This window comes from Paenibacillus sp. FSL E2-0201 (assembly GCF_037963325.1).
Lineage (GTDB): Bacteria > Bacillota > Bacilli > Paenibacillales > Paenibacillaceae > Paenibacillus_AQ.
On record NZ_CP150154.1, the window covers coordinates 5,935,121 to 5,951,656 of the forward strand.

Sequence of the window (16,536 nt, forward strand, 5' to 3'; positions counted from 1 at the left end):
GCCTCTTTTCAGTAGGATGCTAATAGATTCGATCCGCTAATATAATTATCCTTTTTATGTAAAATGAATGAGAGTGCTGAAAGAAATTGTGCGCTCACCAATCCACGTGCCCCTGGTGGACGTAATAGCTACATTGTTGATAAAGCAGGAAGGTTGTGAGCTAGCCGATACGAACACAGCTTCTATTGAATAATCTCTCTGGAGTCCGAATCTGTGCTCCAAAAGCATAAATCATACAAATAGGGTCCTCCGAGTCCGTGTGCCCAAAGCGATGATGAATATTTTTTTGAAGCAAGCAGTCAAAACGCACAAAATGAAGAGCAGTAATCCTCCGATAACGGGAGAATCACTGCTCTGTCGTCTCATTTAGAATCGCAAGTGGCATATGGGATAGCCACTTCGTCCCGCTGTGTTACTGCCTTCCACCGGCGGCAGTATCCAATGTTTCCTGCTGCCTGGCGATCCAGATCAGACAGGCTGCTCTAAGCAGCGCTTCGGTCCGCTGACCGGCGCTGCAAAAGATCCCGCTGAGGCCGATCTGATACAGATCGGCCAAAGCCGACGCCGCCGGAGTCCCCGCGGCGAGCACTACCGCCGCCGGCTTCACGCTCCGCACGGCGGCAAGGATCTCCCCCGCCGCCAGGGCGAAGCCCTCTGCGGCGGCCCCTTCCGGCGCGAGCTCGCTCGCCGCGCCGTCGAGCACTAGGAAATCGGCGATGCGCGCGATTTCCGCGGCGGCGGCGGGCTCCACATCGGGCGCGATCAGCGCCCCGATGCGGCACGTCGCCGCATAAGCGTGGCCGAGTGTCTGATCGGCCACGAACTCGATGAATTCGCGCTTTGCTGCGAATTCGGCTCCGCTTGCGGTGTAGGCGACCAGCAGGTCAAGGCGACAATCGCCGCCTTGACGCTGGCTCTCCGCCACCGCAGTAAAAAGCGCTTCGAGCTGCGCGTCCTGAAGCGCGGCGAGCTTTGCGGGCTGCGCCGCAAGCTCCTCTGGATGCAGCAGGGTGACTGCTGCCCATTCACCATCCGGTGATTCCAGCAGAGCTGTGGTGGCTGCTTGCAATCGGTAATAGATCCGCTGCAGCATTCGATTAGCCTGCAGCTCATCCTCACTGGATAACCAATGCTCATAAAGACAAAACAGTTCAGGTTCAAGCAGCCATTCCTCACTTCGTATCAGACAAGGACCGGCTTGAACGGACCTTGCGCCTTCCCGTGTAATCGGACGCTCTTCTCGTTCTTCACGTCCTTCACGCAATACTAAGAAGGCCGACTGTTCTCCAGGTCGTTTAAAATAAGAACGGTTCAAAGGTTCTACAACATCCTTCTGCTCTACCCCGGTAATAAATTCTGCGGCAGCGGAGGCTACGGATCCGGCTTGGCTCATTTCCATCCCTACAGCCCGATCACCGGCCTTATACATGAACTTGAACGGGCGCTCTTCACTACTCCGAAAACCATCCTGCTGACGTTCACCCTTCATCTTCGCACCCACCCTTTATCTTTGGATTGCTGCCGGTACGCCAAGTTAATAAACATCATGCCACCGACATCTTATTACCACACTTATAAATACGGGAACCTCCCATGAAATATGCAAGCGTTGCCAAATGATGTGAATAATTTAGCCTTATTAAATAACAAAAAAAAGGCATCGCCGCATAGCAGCAAATGCCTTCCTTGAATTTCATTGTTCTATTGTTGACTGGCGGCGATTGCCTGCTCCAGATCATAAATAATATCATCAATAGATTCCGTACCAATCGATAAGCGGAGTAATTCCGGAGTTACTCCCGCTGTGGTTTGCTCTTCATCCGACAGCTGTGCATGTGTTGTGCTTGCAGGATGGATAATCAATGACTTGGAGTCACCGACATTCGCCAAATGCGAGAACAGCTTCACATTTTCAATCAGCTTGCGTCCCGCAGCACTTCCACCTTTAATACCGAAGGTAAGGATCGCTCCTTGACCTTTAGGTAAATACTTTTGCGCTAATTCATGAGATGGATGAGTAGGAAGTCCAGAATAACTTACCCATTCTACATCTGCGTGTGCCTCCAAATATTGCGCAACCTTCAGCGCATTCTGGCTGTGACGTTCCATCCGCAAATGGAGTGTTTCGAGCCCTTGCAGCAGCATCCAAGAGTTAAATGGTGAAATAGAAGCCCCTAGATCACGAAGCAGTTGAACACGGGCTTTAATAATATAAGCAATCGGACCCACAGCTTCCGTATAAACAACACCATGATAACTTGGATCAGGCTCTGTAAGTCCTGGGAACTTACCGCTTGCCTTCCAATCGAACTTACCACCATCCACAATAATTCCACCGATAGATGTACCATGCCCGCCGATGAATTTAGTTGCCGAATGAACAACGATGTCAGCTCCATGCTCAATCGGACGCAGTAAATATGGACTTGGGAACGTATTATCCACAATCAGAGGAATTCCGTGTTCATGCGCAATTGCTGCAACGGCTTCAATATCTAATACATTCCCCTGTGGGTTACCAATGGTTTCTGCATACAAAGCTTTGGTTTTATCATTAATCGCAGCACGGAAGTTCTCTGGATTGTCTGAATCCACAAAATGTACCTTAATGCCGAGCTTAGGCAGCGTTGTAGAAAATAAATTATAAGTTCCACCGTATAGGCTTGCCGCAGATACAATTTCATCCCCAGCACCAGCAATATTTAGAATAGAGAAAGAAATAGCCGCTGCCCCGGAAGCTGTAGCAAGTGCACCTGCTCCACCTTCAAGTGCTGCCAAACGCTGTTCAAATACATCTGTAGTCGGATTCATCAGCCGAGTGTAAATATTACCGAATTCTTTGAGCGCAAACAGATCCGCTGCATGATCAGCATCACGGAATCCATAAGACGTGGTCTGATAAAGCGGTACAGCACGTGCGAAAGTAGTTGGATCAATTTCCTGGCCTGCATGAACAGTCAAAGTTTCAAATGACAGCTTACGGTCTTCTGACATAGGTATTTCCTCCCTTTATAAATAAGAATAGAAATCTTTAACAAATAATAATTGTACTCATTCTCTCATAAACGACATCATTTGAAAAGAAAAAAATCTTATTATTCCGGTGTGAATTATTACAATTTTATTTTGCGAATGAAAGCCTGTTCGATAAAAATCAGATAACGCTTTCAATAACAGTTTTTAAGCTAAAAAAACAGGTATACCCTATGTATCTAGTAGAGAGCTTCTACGCATAAAAAACAGAATAGCGGCGGACAAAGCTTGTCCACCTTATCTCACCGCTACTGGTTTACTTATCTTCTATTAGTAACTGCTTTGATTAGTAACTGCTTTGGCTTGTTTCTCCCTTAGCAATCGCTACACCGCCGCTAGTACCAATACGACTTGCGCCTGCTTGTACCATTACATGAGCGTCTTCCGCACTACGAACACCGCCGGAAGCTTTCACACCCACATTAGGTCCAACTGTTGCACGCATCAGAGCGATATCTTCCTTCGTTGCTCCACCTGTAGAGAATCCTGTGGATGTTTTTACGAAGTCTGCTCCAGCTTCAACAGAAAGCTTGCAAGCACGTACTTTTTCTTCTTCCGTTAATAAACAAGCCTCGATAATGACCTTAGTCAGCGCTTTGCCGCGAGCTGCTTCTACAACTGATGCAATATCATGTTTAACCAGTTCATCGTTACCATCTTTCAGCGCTCCGATATTGATAACCATGTCTACCTCACCTGCACCATTCGCAATAGCATTGGTAGTCTCGAATACTTTAGTCTCTGTTGTCGAAGATCCGAGTGGGAAGCCGATAACTGTACATACTTTAACTTCAGGCGTATCCTTCAATACTTCATGGGCAGTAGCTACCCAGGCAGGGTTTACGCAGACCGAAGCAAATTTATAGGCTTTTGCTTCTTCTGCCAATTTAATGATATCTGCTTTCCGTGCATCTGCTTTAAGCAGTGTATGATCAATGATCCCCGATAGTGTAATTTCGCTCATTTCTGTCATTCCTCCATGATTTGGATAGTAAATTTTTTTCATCTCTGTAATCATACCAATAGAACTCTGCTTTGCAAAGTCGACAGGGCAATCAAGCCCACTCCAATCTCGGTTAACTCATTATAAATATACTTGGAGCAGGTCATTATTAACTTAATTATCTTTTCAAGTTAAATTTATACCTTCTTGTATTTTTTAAAATATAAATAACAATCTCCCTAAACTTTCCCATTTAAAAATACGATAATAGTTATATATAAATGGGTTTTTTAGCCTATTTATTAAAATTTTTCTTCAAACTTACTTAGGAGGAGACTGTTTAAAATGGGAAACTTTAATTTCGCCTCAAACGCTGCAGCCCAGAAACTGAATGTACAAGTGGAAGGTTCTATGTCACCTGAGGACGCCGGACGTTTCATTCAGGAGTACAACCAAATCATAAGTACCTTTGACCCGACACAATTTGAGATCATTTTAGATTGCAAGACACTAAACGTATCCTCGCCGGACACTCTTCCTATGCTTGAACAATGCTACATACTGTATAAAGAATCTGGATTTAAAAAAGTGACCTTCATTATTGCCAAAAGCCCTGTCCTAAAAATGCAGCTGAGCCGAGTAGCCCGGGCAACGAAATTAGAGAATTACGAAATTATTGAAGCATAGGAGGTTTCATTTGGGACATATAACCATCCGCCAAGCTGCTTATTACCATCCGGAGCATGTCGTAACTAATGATTATTATTTGGGGCATTTCCAGAGTATGGGCAAGGACATCAAGCGATTCCTGGAAGTCATGGGTCGTGACCGGAGATACATCGTAAAAGAAAAGGATGAGAATGCCCTAACGATGGGATTCAAAGCCGCCCAAAAAGTGTTAAATGAAGCCAATTTGCATGGGGAAGATATGGACATGATTACGTTCGCTTCTCAGACACCGGAATATACCTACCCTACCAACGCACTTCTGCTACACCGTATGCTGCAAGGCAAACACCGGACCATTACACAAGATTCCAATGCCAACTGCGCAGGAATGGTATCCGCCGTGGAGCAGACAAGTCGTTATATGCAAGCTAATCCTAGCATTCGGTACGCGCTCGTCGTGGGCAGTGACTATAGCTCGGTAAATTGCAATACAGATGATGAAATTACTTACCCTAACTTCGGAGATGCCGCAGCAGCTGTCATTCTGGAACGGAGCGAGCAAACTGGCTTCATTGACTCCCTTTATTACACTGATTCTGAGGGCTCTGAGAACATTATGTTCCCTGCTTGCGGTCTTTCGAATATTTATCATGAAGACATTACACCGGAGCAAATTCGGATACGCTGGACCCCCTTTGACGGTACAGTATGTGTAGATGCGGCCGTTGCAGACATGAAGGAGCTTCTCTCAAGAAACGGCCTGACTACAGATGATATATCTGCCTTCTGCCTTTCACAATTCTCTCTCAAAAATATCGAACTCATCCAAGAGGGTCTTGGACTTACTGATGAGAAATTCATCTACGTAGGTGACGAGTTCGGGTATACAGCAACAAGCAGTCCTTTTATCGCCTTTCAACGCGGAGTCGAAGACGGACGAATCAAACGTGGCGATTATGTCTTCTTTTGGTCAGTCGGCGCTGGCTGGCAAATTCCTACAATGCTTTATCAATATTAATAGTATAAAAAGCCCTACTTCTATAGAAGTAGGGCTTTCCCATCAGAGGAGCAGATGTTGAAGCAGACAGCCACGAACTCAAACAGAACAGCAATTGGAAAAATAAATCAGAAATCCAACAATGAATTATTTCGTCAGGGATTGAATATCCACAAATGGAGTCGCTCCCCCTGTTACTGACGGCAGCACGCCGTTCCATTTTTCTAACGCTTTCTCTTGGACCTCAATTTGCTTCAGCTGCACCAGCTCAGGTGTAACCTCCTGCTTCTTAAGTCTTAGAGATTCAGCCTCTGCTTGCGCCTGGGCGATTTTTTGCTTCGCTTCGATTTCAATCCTACGAAGATCATTCTCCGCTTTTAGCGCCTGCTGCTGAGCAACCTGCTTCGCTTCAATGGACTGATTGAACGCCTCCGAGAATTTAAAGTTAACGATGTTAATATCGTTGACGATCAGGTCATATTTTGCCAGCCTAGCAGTTAAATGCTCACTGATCTCACTAGACACTACATCACGGCGCGTAATCAAATCTTCTGCTGGATATTTTGCCGTCACTTCCTTGACGATTTCCTGAATGGCCGGATTGATAATTACATTGTCAAAATTACCTCCGATATTGTTCATCAGATTAAAGGCGGAAGCCTTGTTTACGGAATAATTCACTGCTACATGTGTGGATACAGGTTGAAGATCTTTTGAAGAAGCTGAAGTATCGGTCTCCGCCTTCGTTACCTGCGTATTGACCTGAATTACCGTCTGAATAAATGGAATTTTAAAATGAATGCCGGGTGACAACGTGTTGTCATTTAATTTACCAAAGGTTTTGTACAAACCTACATGCCCATATTCCACAGATACAAAAGAGTTCGCGCCAATCAACAATACAATGAGCACTGCTGCAACACCGCTAACTATTTTTCCCGGACGCAGCTGTTTCAATTTCGGATTCATTTGCATATTCATCCAATACCCCTCCTAGATTATGGATAATCATTTAAGCTTAATCGTCTATACGGAGGTTTGAGGGAATTGGTCGCAGGAAATATTTCAGCAGCACTGGTCATGACGTTATTGCTCTTGGATCAGTCCTTCTAAGGTCAACCGGAATCTTTTGCTCTGCTTGTCCCCGATATTTAAAGCTTCATATATTCCTTCATCCGTTAGCACCACGGAGTCTGCCTTTAAAGCATCATTAACGAAAGTTACCTCAGCGTGATCAACATTCCAGCGGTAAATGTAGGCACTCATCGGATTTCCATGTGCAGCTACACCCTCAATAGATCCATCCCCATCAACATCCAGCTCTTTGGAATGTCCGGTATCTATCTGCAGCAATCCCGAGGGGTTACCACTCTCGTCGATTAAATAATAGTTAGTGAGCGAATTATTTGCTCCTAGTCCACCGGTGATTTTCAGCACCTTTTCGCTAAAAATCCGCACCACTTCTACCTTGATATTCTCCGGCTGACGATAATTATAAGTCCCTATCGCCCCTAGACTGTATTGTCCTTGGGATGAAGAAACTCTGGCATATACATAGTCTTCGTCACTAGCCATTGTATACACACTCACTTTGACTCCTCCGAAATCATCAAGCTTCTTCTCTGTAATCAAAGTAGCGCCTGTAGGTGGAGCACTTAGTTGAGAGACTACAGGGATTGTATCCACCAGCTTCCACTCCAGCTTAATGAGGTTAGCAGCGGTGTCTGTTGGCCTTGGTCTTGATGTGTGGTAGTCGTTGGCCGATTGAAGGGGGGCTGGATCAGCCTGATGTTGGCAACCCGCCAGCAGATTCATTAGAAGCAAAGCTATCAGCGTAACGGATTTATGTAAAGGAAACATCTCTTGATCACTTCCAATCCTCTTTTTCAAATTAAATCTTTCATTAATCATAGATGAAGTTAGATATTCAAATGTTACTTTTAGGGGGCGGGAGGGTTAATTTATTGTCTTTTGAGGGCATGTGTCGATCAAAAAGCTAAATTGGGCATACAAAAAACCCGCATCAAATGCGGGTTAAGATAGGAAATTGCTATTATAATCAATCACTCTTAGCTTTCCAGAATCAAGAACCGAGCAGTTCACGCGCCAGTAACCGGTAAACCTCTAGCCGTTTTTCCTGCGAATGCGGAATGCTGCATATCATCGCTTCCTGGAATCCATATTGTGCTTGTTCTTCTTGCAGGCGTACGGCGATGTCTTTAACCGCACCGACCAAATGAATCTTACGGCCTTCCTTGATTGCCATCCGGTCAATTTCTGATAACGATATGTTCTGAGCTTCTTCTGGTGTCAGCACCTGCGTAATTCTGCCCTTACTCATCATCAAGCGGAAAATATCCTGCGGTAATGCCTCATACTCAGCTTCTTCCTTCGTTTCTGCTGTGGTCACCATATAGGATACACTGATCTCAGGTTTGTCCATGAAGATAGAAGGCTGATAGTTATTCCGATACTGGTCCAAGATCTCATTACTCATCGCACCGTTAAAAAATTGCGCAAAAGAGTATCCGACTCCCATTTGTGCAGCTTTTCGCGCACTGTTGCCGCTCGAGCCTAACAACCATACTTCTGGGAGCGCCACCTTCGTTGGAGCAGCGAGATTTTTGGCATACAGCTCATCTTCCGGAATCTGATCGCTAAGCAACTGCATAGTAATGCCAAGCTTATCATACATGTTATGCAGCATTAACTCGCGGCCTTCAGACAGAGCGTACATGGCACTTGTATCGCCGCCAGGCGCTCTTCCCACACCGAAATCAATTCTCCCCGGGGAAAAAGCACTTAACGTTTTAAATACTTCCGCCAGCTTAAGTGGAGAATAATGCATCATCATCACACCGCCGGTGCCGATTCGAATACGGTTGGTCTTGGCGGCTAAACGGGCTGCCGTTACTTCAGGAGCCGAGCTAGCAAATGTATTTCCGCCATGGTGCTCAGCCATCCACATTCTGCTATATCCCAACTCATCTGCTAAAATAGCCAATTCTTCTGCTTTATTCAAAGCACCTTCCGCTGTGTTACCACTAGTCACAGGTGCCTGATCCAATACGCTTAATCTCATGCGAATACATCCCTTCTTTGGTTAGATGACCATTTTATTGCGGATCCATTCCTCTAAGGCTGCAATCTTATCTTTAAAACGTTCACCGCGCATTTCCTCCGACAACGAAGCAATAGTCTCCCGCTTTAATACAGCTTTCCAGGAGGATTCAGCTTCTTCCATCAGATTGGTTAGCAGGCAGCAGCTATCTTCTTTTTCTAAATCCAACATGTCTACCAGAATACCATTGGATGAATACAGCGACTGCTGTCCCTCCACCGCGAGGTAAACGTCATATACACGAATATCCTCAGGTCTCTTCTTTAATTTAAAGCCGCCTTTAATGCCGGGAACAGATGTGATGATGTCTGCGGTAACCAGCTTTCTTAACAGTTTCTGAAAATAGGTCGCCGATGCTCCGAGCTGCTGGCTAATCGCTTCCCCAGACAGAACCGCCTTATCCGGCAGCATGTTGAGTAGAACTAGTGCATATACTGACTGTTCTACCCCTGTTTTCATATGCATGTACAGCACCTCGATTTACGTAGATAGCTTGAATAGAACTGTAGATGATAACATCCGCGTATAAAGCGGATAAACATTATCCACTTTATACTTTATATCAGTTTACACCAAAAGTAAAACCTTACTCTTCTTCTATTACGGTTATCCCTACTATAAAAAAAGATCGCGCATATAGCGCAATCTTTTTTCATAATGATAATCCCACCCGCTGAACCAGCTGCGAGCTCTGGTCATTAAGTCCGGTAATAGTGACTTTTTTGCCACGCTCGGCGTATTTGCTCATCGTCTTCCCTATGGCATGAACTGCGGATTGGTCCCACACATGAGAGTGTGAGAAATCGATAATAATATGATCCGGATCGCTATCGTAGGCGAATTCATGAATGAAGTGGCTTGTCGTGCCGAAGAACAGCTGGCCGGAAACCGCATATGTTTTGGAAGAGGCAGCTTCCTGAACAGTTAGGCGGATCGAAGCTATTTTCCAAGCAAACGTTAGAGCACTTAACAGAACTCCAAACAAAACACCAATAGAAAGGTTGTCCGTAGCCACCACGGTGACCACCGTCACAATCATAACCAGCGCATCACTGAGCGGGACACGGGTTAAAGTTTTGAGCGAGCCCCATTCAAAGGTGCTGATACAGACCATTATCATTACGCCAACCAGTGCGCCCATCGGGATCTGCTTAACGACATCGCCAAGTACAATAATTAGGAACAATAAAAAGATCCCTGACACAAACGTGGACAGACGCGTGCGTCCTCCAGACTTCATGTTAACCATTGACTGACCGATCATCGCACAGCCTGCCATCCCTCCGAAAAAACCAGTGACTACATTCGCAAGCCCCTGTCCCTTCGCCTCTCTGTTCTTATCACTACCTGTGCCCGTAATATCGTCTATTAAGGTGGCAGTCATCAGTGATTCCAATAGCCCAACTACGGCCAGTGAGAGTGAATATGGCAAAATAATAAGCAGAGTATCCAGCGTGAACGGGATTTGCGGAAGATGAAATAGTGGCAAAGTTGCTGTAATATTCCCCATATCGCCTACGGTTCTTACGTCCAGATGAAGAGCGATGCTAAGAACAGAAACGATAACAATCGCTACAAGTGCTGAAGGTACGGCTTTGGTAAACCGAGGAACCGTGTAGATAATAAGCAATGTCAGAGCTACCAGGCCGTACATCACCCAGCCCTGTCCATTAAAATGGGTAAGCTGCGCCATAAAAATCAGTATTGCCAGCGCGTTGACAAACCCCGTCATAACCGGCTGTGGCAAAAACGTGATGAAGCGGCCAAGCTTTAGCATCCCCATCAATATCTGAAACACACCAGCCAGTACAGTTGCTGCGAACAGATACTCTATTCCGTGTTCTAGTACAAGACTTCCGACTAACAGAGCCATAGCCCCTGTAGCCGCCGAAATCATTCCGGGTCTGCCTCCGGCAAGTGCTGTTACAATCGCAATACAGAAAGAGGCGTATAAACCAACCATCGGACTTACTCCCGCCAGGATTGAAAAAGCGATCGCTTCAGGAATCAGTGCAACGGCTACGGTCATCCCCGATAAAATATCGGTTCGAGTGTTAGAAAACCACCCATTATTTAAGGTAAGCTGCTTCAAAATCTAATTTCCTCCTGTGACTATTAAGGTATATAGGCCTTTTTCCAAAAGACCCGGGGCCGGTGCAACGCTAATGTTGCTTATTGTACTCGACCCGCCTTCACCTTCACAAAAAGATTAGTTAGACTTGTAAGCGCTTATTCACCTCATTTTCTAGCCAATCCTTGAAATATCATTCAAATTCTATATTTCTAGATTCGGTACAGTCCGGATGCTTTCACTTCGTTAAAGAAGGTGTTGAACTCATCAATATTCAGCTGCTGTGCGGCATCGGACAGCGCGGTTGCAGGATCAGGATGCACCTCGACCATAATCCCATCGGCTCCGGCTGCGAGCGCGGCTTTTGCGCAAGGGATGAGAATGTCTTTACGTCCTGTAGAGTGAGTAACATCGACCAATACTGGCAAATGGCACTCCTGCTTGAGAATAGGCACTGCTGAGATATCGAGCGTGTTGCGGGTCGCTTTTTCATAGGTACGAATTCCGCGTTCAATCAACATGATTTGTGTGTTACCACGAGACATAATGTATTCCGCAGCATGTATGAATTCATCAAGTGTGGCAGCCAATCCGCGTTTCAGCAGCACTGGCTTATTAACTTCTCCGACTGCCTTGAGCAGCTCGAAATTATGCATGTTCCGTGCACCGATCTGGATGATATCTACATAATCTAAAGACTCTTCAATATGTCTTGGATCTACGATTTCACTAATGGTCAGCAGACCATAGTCATTTGCAGCTTCACGTAATATTCTTAGTCCGTCCATACCTAGACCTTGGAAGTCATAAGGAGAAGTCCGGGGCTTGAAGGCACCGCCACGCATAACACGTACGCCAGCCTTTTGCAGAGCAGCAGCTACGGTGCGGGTCTGTAGTTCGCTCTCCACGGAGCAAGGGCCAGCTACCATCAGTGAAGAAGAGCCGCCAACCGTAACATCTCCCGGCAAAACAATCACTGTATCTTCTTTGTGACCCTTGCGTGCTACTAGTAAGGTTTTTTTATGTTCATCGGATTGTAAGTCCAGAGAAGCTGAAAAAATTTGTTTGAAGAGGCTGCGGATGGTCCCGTCAGTGAAAGGTCCTTTGTTGCTCGCTACGAGCTGATCCAACATTTTCTTTTCACGTTCTGGATCGAACTTAGGCACACCTTGCTTTTCTTTAACTACTCCAATCTCCTGCACAATCTTAGCCCGCTCGGAGATCAGCTCCAGCAATTGCCCATTGATTTCATCCAGACGACCTCTAAGAACATCCAATTCCACGTTACTCATTACCCTTCCACTCCCTCTTCTTTGTTATAATTTGAAACGCAAAAAGGCCCCCGTCGCAAGGGACGAGGAGCCGTGGTACCACCCTTATTTAGAATTAACCCGAATACTAGCACAAAGGAATAGAATATCGAATTCCTTTGACTAAAGATTAACTCTATCTTAAACCCGGTAACGCGGGGCGCGGGCCTCCCTACTCATACCTGTCACGACCTGTGACAAACTACTTCAGGGGCCGACTCGGAAGTGAACTTCGGCATTAATCGTCTCATAAGGGTGCTCTCAGTCTCCGGCACGCCTTCCCTGTTAAGATCCGCTATAATGCTTACTCTCTTCGTCATAGTCCTTGTTTATGTCAGCGCGTCTTTTGCGCTGGTTTCTGCTATCTTAATCAAAAAATGTTTTCGATGCAAGATAATAATGGAACGCAGAGTAGCTTTAACGCATTAAAACAATATGAGGTAGAATTATTCCTATAACAGCTGCTTTGAAATATGAAATAACCCATATCCATACTATTCTAGTTCTGCTTTAAAGGTTCCACTCCCTTTCTGGGTATGAAGTTGACAGTGATATTTTCATTGTTTACAATTAAATCATTGAAAATTTTTCCTGTTCTTATTCACTGGCAGCTTTAGGGTTTACAATACATAACTGAAGGGATGTAGCAGCATGAGCATTTATCCATATACGGCACGCAGTATTCGTGGAAAAGATATCGAACTAGAACAATACAAAGGTAAAGTACTTTTGATTGTGAATACAGCAAGTAAATGTGGCTTTACCCATCAATATTCCGACCTGCAAAAGCTCTATGAACGATACGAAGATCGTGGCTTCCAAATTCTCGGTTTCCCTTCCAATCAATTTGGGGAGCAGGAACCTGGCAGCAATGAAGAAGTGAATGTCTTTTGCCAAATCAATTACGGCGTTACGTTCCCTCTCTTTGAGAAGGTTGAAGTAAAGGGCGAAAATAAACACCCCCTCTTCACTCACCTTACGGAGCAGGCTGGATTTGAAGGCTTCGACATGAACCATTCTTCAGGAAAGCTGCTTCAAAGCATGCTTGAGAGCAAAGATCCGGAAGCACTGAACAATGACGAAATCAAATGGAACTTTACTAAATTTCTAATTGATCGCGAAGGCAATGTAATTACAAGATTCGAATCTACTGTGGATTCGCTGGATATTGAGCCAGCGATCGAAGCACTGCTATAGATTTTTCTAGTAGAAGATGTGTAGCTACAATACCGAATTAAAAAAAGCCGCTCAGACTTGTAAGTCTGAGCGGCTTTTTAGTGTAGAACATTCATTTTTTCACGTACGGTACTGCTCGGTAAACACTTCAAAATAAGGGGTAGTATCCCTTTCAGCCATTGAGCCATTAGCGCCCGGTCCCCAGCCGATCTCAGCCCGCCAGCTCCCTAGCAGCCCTGTCTGGATTAGCGCCTCCTCATTTACACCGATCAGCTGATCTGCCTGCGGTGCTACATAGAGTGCATCTACAGGGCAATAAGCTTCACACATAAAACAAGTCTGGCAATCTTCCTGACGCGCAATAACCGGAATCTTCCCCTGCATTTCGAATACGTTTGTCGGACATACTTTCGTACACAGTTTGCAACCCACACAGCGTTCCAAGCTGATTAGTTCGATCATATCGCCTGCCCCTCCTTTAGTAGATTCAGTTCATGAGCATGGGGCACAGCTTCGGTACCGATGCTTATTTGCTCTATACCGGATACAATCAGCCGGTGGGTTTGACGCGGATCAAGCTCTGGATATTCCGCAAGCTTTTGCAGGCCGCGCGTCTCCTTCCGAGCCAGTGCGGCGGTGTACATCCACCTGCCGACCGCGAGCATAGCCGCGGCTTCACGCGCTTGCACGATGCCCTGTACGGTGGCGGGGACCCGCCCGTTCAAGAAGGGCATCAAGGCATTCAGCCGCTTCAAGGCTGAAGAAATGCCCGGCTCGCTGCGGAAATAATTAATCTGCAGCGGTAAGATTTCACGCTGGATCGCCGCGACTAGCGGCTTCACCTCCAGCGTCTCCGAGGTGTCGGCGCCAAACGCCAGACCGTAGCGTCCCGCTGCGGTAAGGTTGCGGCTGTTCGCCTGCCCTCGGCAGGACCGCGCATGCTGCGCGGCTCCCTGACCTGCCCAGCTTCCGCTGCATATGGCCCAGGAAGCGTTGTAAGCCCCGCCGCCGGAGATGGCGCCGGTCACTTTCTCGCGAGATGCGGCATCTCCGGCCGCATAAAGTCCGGGCACGGTCGTCCGGCAGTCCGTGCCCGTAAGGCGCAACCCCCCAGTACCGCGCATGGTTCCCTCATAGCGCAGGGTGAGCGGGAATTTCTGCTTAAACGCATCAATCCCCGCCCGCTCCAGCGGCATAAAGAAAATCGGATGCGCTTTTCGCAGAAAATCCTGTTTCTCCGCTGTATCTGCCATATCGAGCGAAGCATAAACCGGACCTTTGAGCATCATTTCAGGAATGCTGCCAAAAGTCCGATCCCCTTTATGCAGCGGATGACCGTCCGCATCATAAAGCGTTGCCCACGCCAGCATACGGCCGCGGGTTACGGTTCCATCCGCAAAGCTCGGCGCGTATTGGCGACTGAATTCCATGCCCGACAGCTCGGCTCCCACTTCAGCAGACATCAGCAGCCCTTCGCCTGTCAGTACGTTGCAGCCAAGACCATTGCTGAGAAAAGCGCAGCCACCGGTTGCCATCACTACGGCATTAGCCTTCACTTCCCAAGACTCCCCTGTCAGACGGTTGATTCCACGTGCCCCGCCAACCCCATGTTCATCATGAAGAAGCTCTAGCGCTGGCGACTGATCGAGGATCGTGACCCCCGCTTTGCGGACAACTCTTCGCATAATCCGCATGTATTCTGCTCCATGCAGATGTGTACGAAGTGAGTTGCCTGCCTCATCCTTTGGAAAAGGATAACCCCACTGCTCGACTAGAGCCAGATTCTGCTCTACCTGATCCAGCACTCGGTGAATCCAAGCATTCTCCGACAAATATCCACCGGATTTCAGCCTGGATTGAACCGCCTGCTCTCGCAGTTCGGCAATCGGAGGGATAACGAGCAGCGTTGTACCGCCCGGAGCAGTAGCCCCGCTTGTGCCCAAGTAGCCCTTATCGGCCAGGACTACCTTTGCACCTTGCGACGCTGCACTCCATGCCGCCCAAGCACCTGCGGGGCCTCCTCCAAGCACGAGGACATCCACTGTCATTTCCTTCTTAATCTGCGACATTTGACTTCCTCCCAAAAAAATTAGCTAGCACATGCTATTTTAGACCGCTTCAAATTCAGGTTGTTCTTCCCAGCCATCGTTATTTCAGCTGCCAATCACTAATATTAAAATCCTTTTTCGCAAGCTTTTCTTCGACAAGGAAGTTTTTAGTACCCTCCAGCAGCTTGGTTCCCTCATCAGTAAATGCGGTATCCTTGATATCGCTGATCGGATTTACTTGCTTCGCCAGCTCAGGGGTTGTATCTCCGATTTCGGCGAGGAATTGATAATATTCATCTTCATGCTGCTTCAAGTCAGCCAATGCTTTCTCACGAGCGGCATTCCATACCTTAGGGAAATCAGGGAATTTCGCCAGATAATCCTCAGACACAACGGTTGCGCTAGTGCCAAGCAGGTTCGGATGCTTCGAGGCGTCATCCAAGTGAGTATAGCCTTGGTCAATTAACTTCAGCGCAGGAACACCCAAGTTCGTAGTAGCATCTACATCTCCACGTGCTAAAGCTGCGGTAGCATCCGGAATGAGCATATGCACGAGTTTGTAGTCGGTCACGCCTTCTTCTTGTAGTAATCCGACCACATAGCGGTGCATAAAAGAGCCTTTTTGAATCGCGATAGTTTTACCTTGCAGATCTTTCACCGTCTTAGGCCCATCCTTCTTACCGATTAAATAACCGATAGTGTTGGCTGAGGATTGTGAAATCAGACGCGTCTTGGCGCCAGAAGCATAAGCAATAATAGCAGGTGTATCCCCAAGACTGCCGATATCCAGCCGACCACTAATTAAGGATTCTGTCTGATCGGGACCGTTTGGAAAGCCCGTAAGCTTCACCTCAGTAATGCCATATTTCTTTAACTCTTCCTGAATAATCCCCTTATAAAAGCCCCAGCCCTCCGCGCCACCTGGCACATTCAGCTTATTGGAGCCGATAAAACCAAAATTTAGAACCGCTGGAACATTACTCGCGGTCTCTCCTCCAGATTTCTCTGTATTAGAGCCGCCGGATGCAGATGCTCCATTGCCCCCAGCGTTATTTCCGCAAGCCTGAAGCACCAGCATGATCATCATTATCGTAGTTAAAAGTGCAAATCGTATCCTTTTAGATCGTTTCCCTTGAATCTCTCTGTACGCTTGTTTCATTACTTTCTC

Annotated in this window: 15 protein-coding genes; 3 read left to right on the plus strand and 12 right to left on the minus strand. The window is 46.7% G+C overall.

Annotated features, from left to right (window positions below):
• Positions 1–412 precede the first annotated feature (412 nt).
• The 3 genes from NSU15_RS26705 to deoC all read right to left on the minus strand — a co-directional run bounded on the left by NSU15_RS26705 (position 413) and on the right by deoC (position 3,997).
• Positions 413–1,489, minus strand: a complete 1,077-nt coding sequence (locus NSU15_RS26705; protein ID WP_042131075.1) for a hypothetical protein — start codon at positions 1,487–1,489, stop codon at positions 413–415.
• 212 nt (positions 1,490–1,701) lie between these two features.
• Positions 1,702–2,994, minus strand: coding sequence for a homocysteine synthase (locus NSU15_RS26710; RefSeq protein ID WP_042131076.1), 1,293 nt, complete (start codon positions 2,992–2,994; stop codon positions 1,702–1,704).
• Between the two features lie 325 nt (positions 2,995–3,319).
• Positions 3,320–3,997 (minus strand): deoxyribose-phosphate aldolase, encoded by a 678-nt coding sequence (deoC, locus tag NSU15_RS26715; RefSeq protein WP_042132492.1) that lies wholly within the window; start codon positions 3,995–3,997, stop codon positions 3,320–3,322.
• 324 nt (positions 3,998–4,321) lie between these two features.
• On the opposite strand from deoC, the gene NSU15_RS26720 reads away from it, so the two are divergent.
• Complete coding sequence (locus NSU15_RS26720) at positions 4,322–4,663, plus strand: hypothetical protein (protein ID WP_042131077.1); 342 nt, start codon at positions 4,322–4,324, stop codon at positions 4,661–4,663.
• A gap of 10 nt (positions 4,664–4,673) precedes the next feature.
• The gene (locus NSU15_RS26725) at positions 4,674–5,663 is read left to right on the plus strand and encodes a 3-oxoacyl-ACP synthase III family protein (RefSeq protein WP_042131078.1); all 990 of its coding nucleotides are present in this window, start codon (positions 4,674–4,676) and stop codon (positions 5,661–5,663) included.
• A 126-nt stretch (positions 5,664–5,789) separates the two neighbouring features.
• Here the strand turns inward: NSU15_RS26725 and NSU15_RS26730 are convergent, their stop codons facing one another.
• The 6 genes from NSU15_RS26730 to NSU15_RS26755 form a co-directional block, all read right to left on the minus strand.
• Entirely contained in the window at positions 5,790–6,623 is an 834-nt protein-coding gene (locus tag NSU15_RS26730) for a prohibitin family protein (RefSeq protein WP_042131079.1), read from the minus strand.
• Between the two features lie 105 nt (positions 6,624–6,728).
• Positions 6,729–7,532, minus strand: coding sequence for a hypothetical protein (locus tag NSU15_RS26735; RefSeq protein WP_339288170.1), 804 nt, complete (start codon positions 7,530–7,532; stop codon positions 6,729–6,731).
• Between the two features lie 193 nt (positions 7,533–7,725).
• Entirely contained in the window at positions 7,726–8,724 is a 999-nt protein-coding gene (locus tag NSU15_RS26740; protein WP_042131081.1) for an LLM class flavin-dependent oxidoreductase, read from the minus strand.
• Positions 8,725–8,745: 21 nt separating this feature from the next.
• Entirely contained in the window at positions 8,746–9,228 is a 483-nt protein-coding gene (locus NSU15_RS26745) for an Rrf2 family transcriptional regulator (RefSeq protein ID WP_042131082.1), read from the minus strand.
• Between the two features lie 187 nt (positions 9,229–9,415).
• Positions 9,416–10,792: a SulP family inorganic anion transporter gene (locus NSU15_RS26750; RefSeq protein WP_339291478.1), complete on the minus strand. Its 1,377-nt coding sequence runs from the start codon at positions 10,790–10,792 to the stop codon at positions 9,416–9,418.
• Positions 10,793–11,046: 254 nt separating this feature from the next.
• Positions 11,047–12,126, minus strand: a complete 1,080-nt coding sequence (locus tag NSU15_RS26755) for a bifunctional 3-deoxy-7-phosphoheptulonate synthase/chorismate mutase (RefSeq protein ID WP_042131084.1) — start codon at positions 12,124–12,126, stop codon at positions 11,047–11,049.
• A gap of 669 nt (positions 12,127–12,795) precedes the next feature.
• On the opposite strand from NSU15_RS26755, the gene NSU15_RS26760 reads away from it, so the two are divergent.
• On the plus strand, positions 12,796–13,341 hold the full coding sequence (locus NSU15_RS26760; protein ID WP_339288172.1) for a glutathione peroxidase: 546 nt from the start codon (positions 12,796–12,798) through the stop codon (positions 13,339–13,341).
• Positions 13,342–13,440: 99 nt separating this feature from the next.
• Here the strand turns inward: NSU15_RS26760 and NSU15_RS26765 are convergent, their stop codons facing one another.
• From NSU15_RS26765 to NSU15_RS26775, 3 genes are all read right to left on the minus strand, one after another.
• Complete coding sequence (locus NSU15_RS26765) at positions 13,441–13,782, minus strand: 4Fe-4S binding protein (RefSeq protein ID WP_042131086.1); 342 nt, start codon at positions 13,780–13,782, stop codon at positions 13,441–13,443.
• Positions 13,779–15,389 (minus strand): FAD-binding protein, encoded by a 1,611-nt coding sequence (locus NSU15_RS26770; protein WP_339288173.1) that lies wholly within the window; start codon positions 15,387–15,389, stop codon positions 13,779–13,781. Before NSU15_RS26770 ends, NSU15_RS26765 begins: the two co-directional genes overlap by 4 nt.
• Before the next feature lie 79 nt (positions 15,390–15,468).
• Positions 15,469–16,527: an ABC transporter substrate-binding protein gene (locus NSU15_RS26775; RefSeq protein WP_339288175.1), complete on the minus strand. Its 1,059-nt coding sequence runs from the start codon at positions 16,525–16,527 to the stop codon at positions 15,469–15,471.
• Positions 16,528–16,536 lie beyond the last annotated feature (9 nt).

Coding starts and splice junctions, on each gene's coding strand:
- deoC (WP_042132492.1), bottom strand. CDS start 3,997: ATGAGCGAAATTACACTATCGGGGATCATTGATCATACACTGCTTAAA.
- NSU15_RS26730 (WP_042131079.1), bottom strand. CDS start 6,623: ATGAATATGCAAATGAATCCGAAATTGAAACAGCTGCGTCCGGGAAAA.
- NSU15_RS26710 (WP_042131076.1), bottom strand. CDS start 2,994: ATGTCAGAAGACCGTAAGCTGTCATTTGAAACTTTGACTGTTCATGCA.
- NSU15_RS26765 (WP_042131086.1), bottom strand. CDS start 13,782: ATGATCGAACTAATCAGCTTGGAACGCTGTGTGGGTTGCAAACTGTGT.
- NSU15_RS26750 (WP_339291478.1), bottom strand. CDS start 10,792: ATGACCGTAGCCGTTGCACTGATTCCTGAAGCGATCGCTTTTTCAATC.
- NSU15_RS26755 (WP_042131084.1), bottom strand. CDS start 12,126: ATGAGTAACGTGGAATTGGATGTTCTTAGAGGTCGTCTGGATGAAATC.
- NSU15_RS26705 (WP_042131075.1), bottom strand. CDS start 1,489: ATGAAGGGTGAACGTCAGCAGGATGGTTTTCGGAGTAGTGAAGAGCGC.
- NSU15_RS26775 (WP_339288175.1), bottom strand. CDS start 16,527: ATGAAACAAGCGTACAGAGAGATTCAAGGGAAACGATCTAAAAGGATA.
- NSU15_RS26745 (WP_042131082.1), bottom strand. CDS start 9,228: ATGCATATGAAAACAGGGGTAGAACAGTCAGTATATGCACTAGTTCTA.
- NSU15_RS26740 (WP_042131081.1), bottom strand. CDS start 8,724: ATGAGATTAAGCGTATTGGATCAGGCACCTGTGACTAGTGGTAACACA.
- NSU15_RS26770 (WP_339288173.1), bottom strand. CDS start 15,389: ATGTCGCAGATTAAGAAGGAAATGACAGTGGATGTCCTCGTGCTTGGA.
- NSU15_RS26760 (WP_339288172.1), top strand. CDS start 12,796: ATGAGCATTTATCCATATACGGCACGCAGTATTCGTGGAAAAGATATC.
- NSU15_RS26720 (WP_042131077.1), top strand. CDS start 4,322: ATGGGAAACTTTAATTTCGCCTCAAACGCTGCAGCCCAGAAACTGAAT.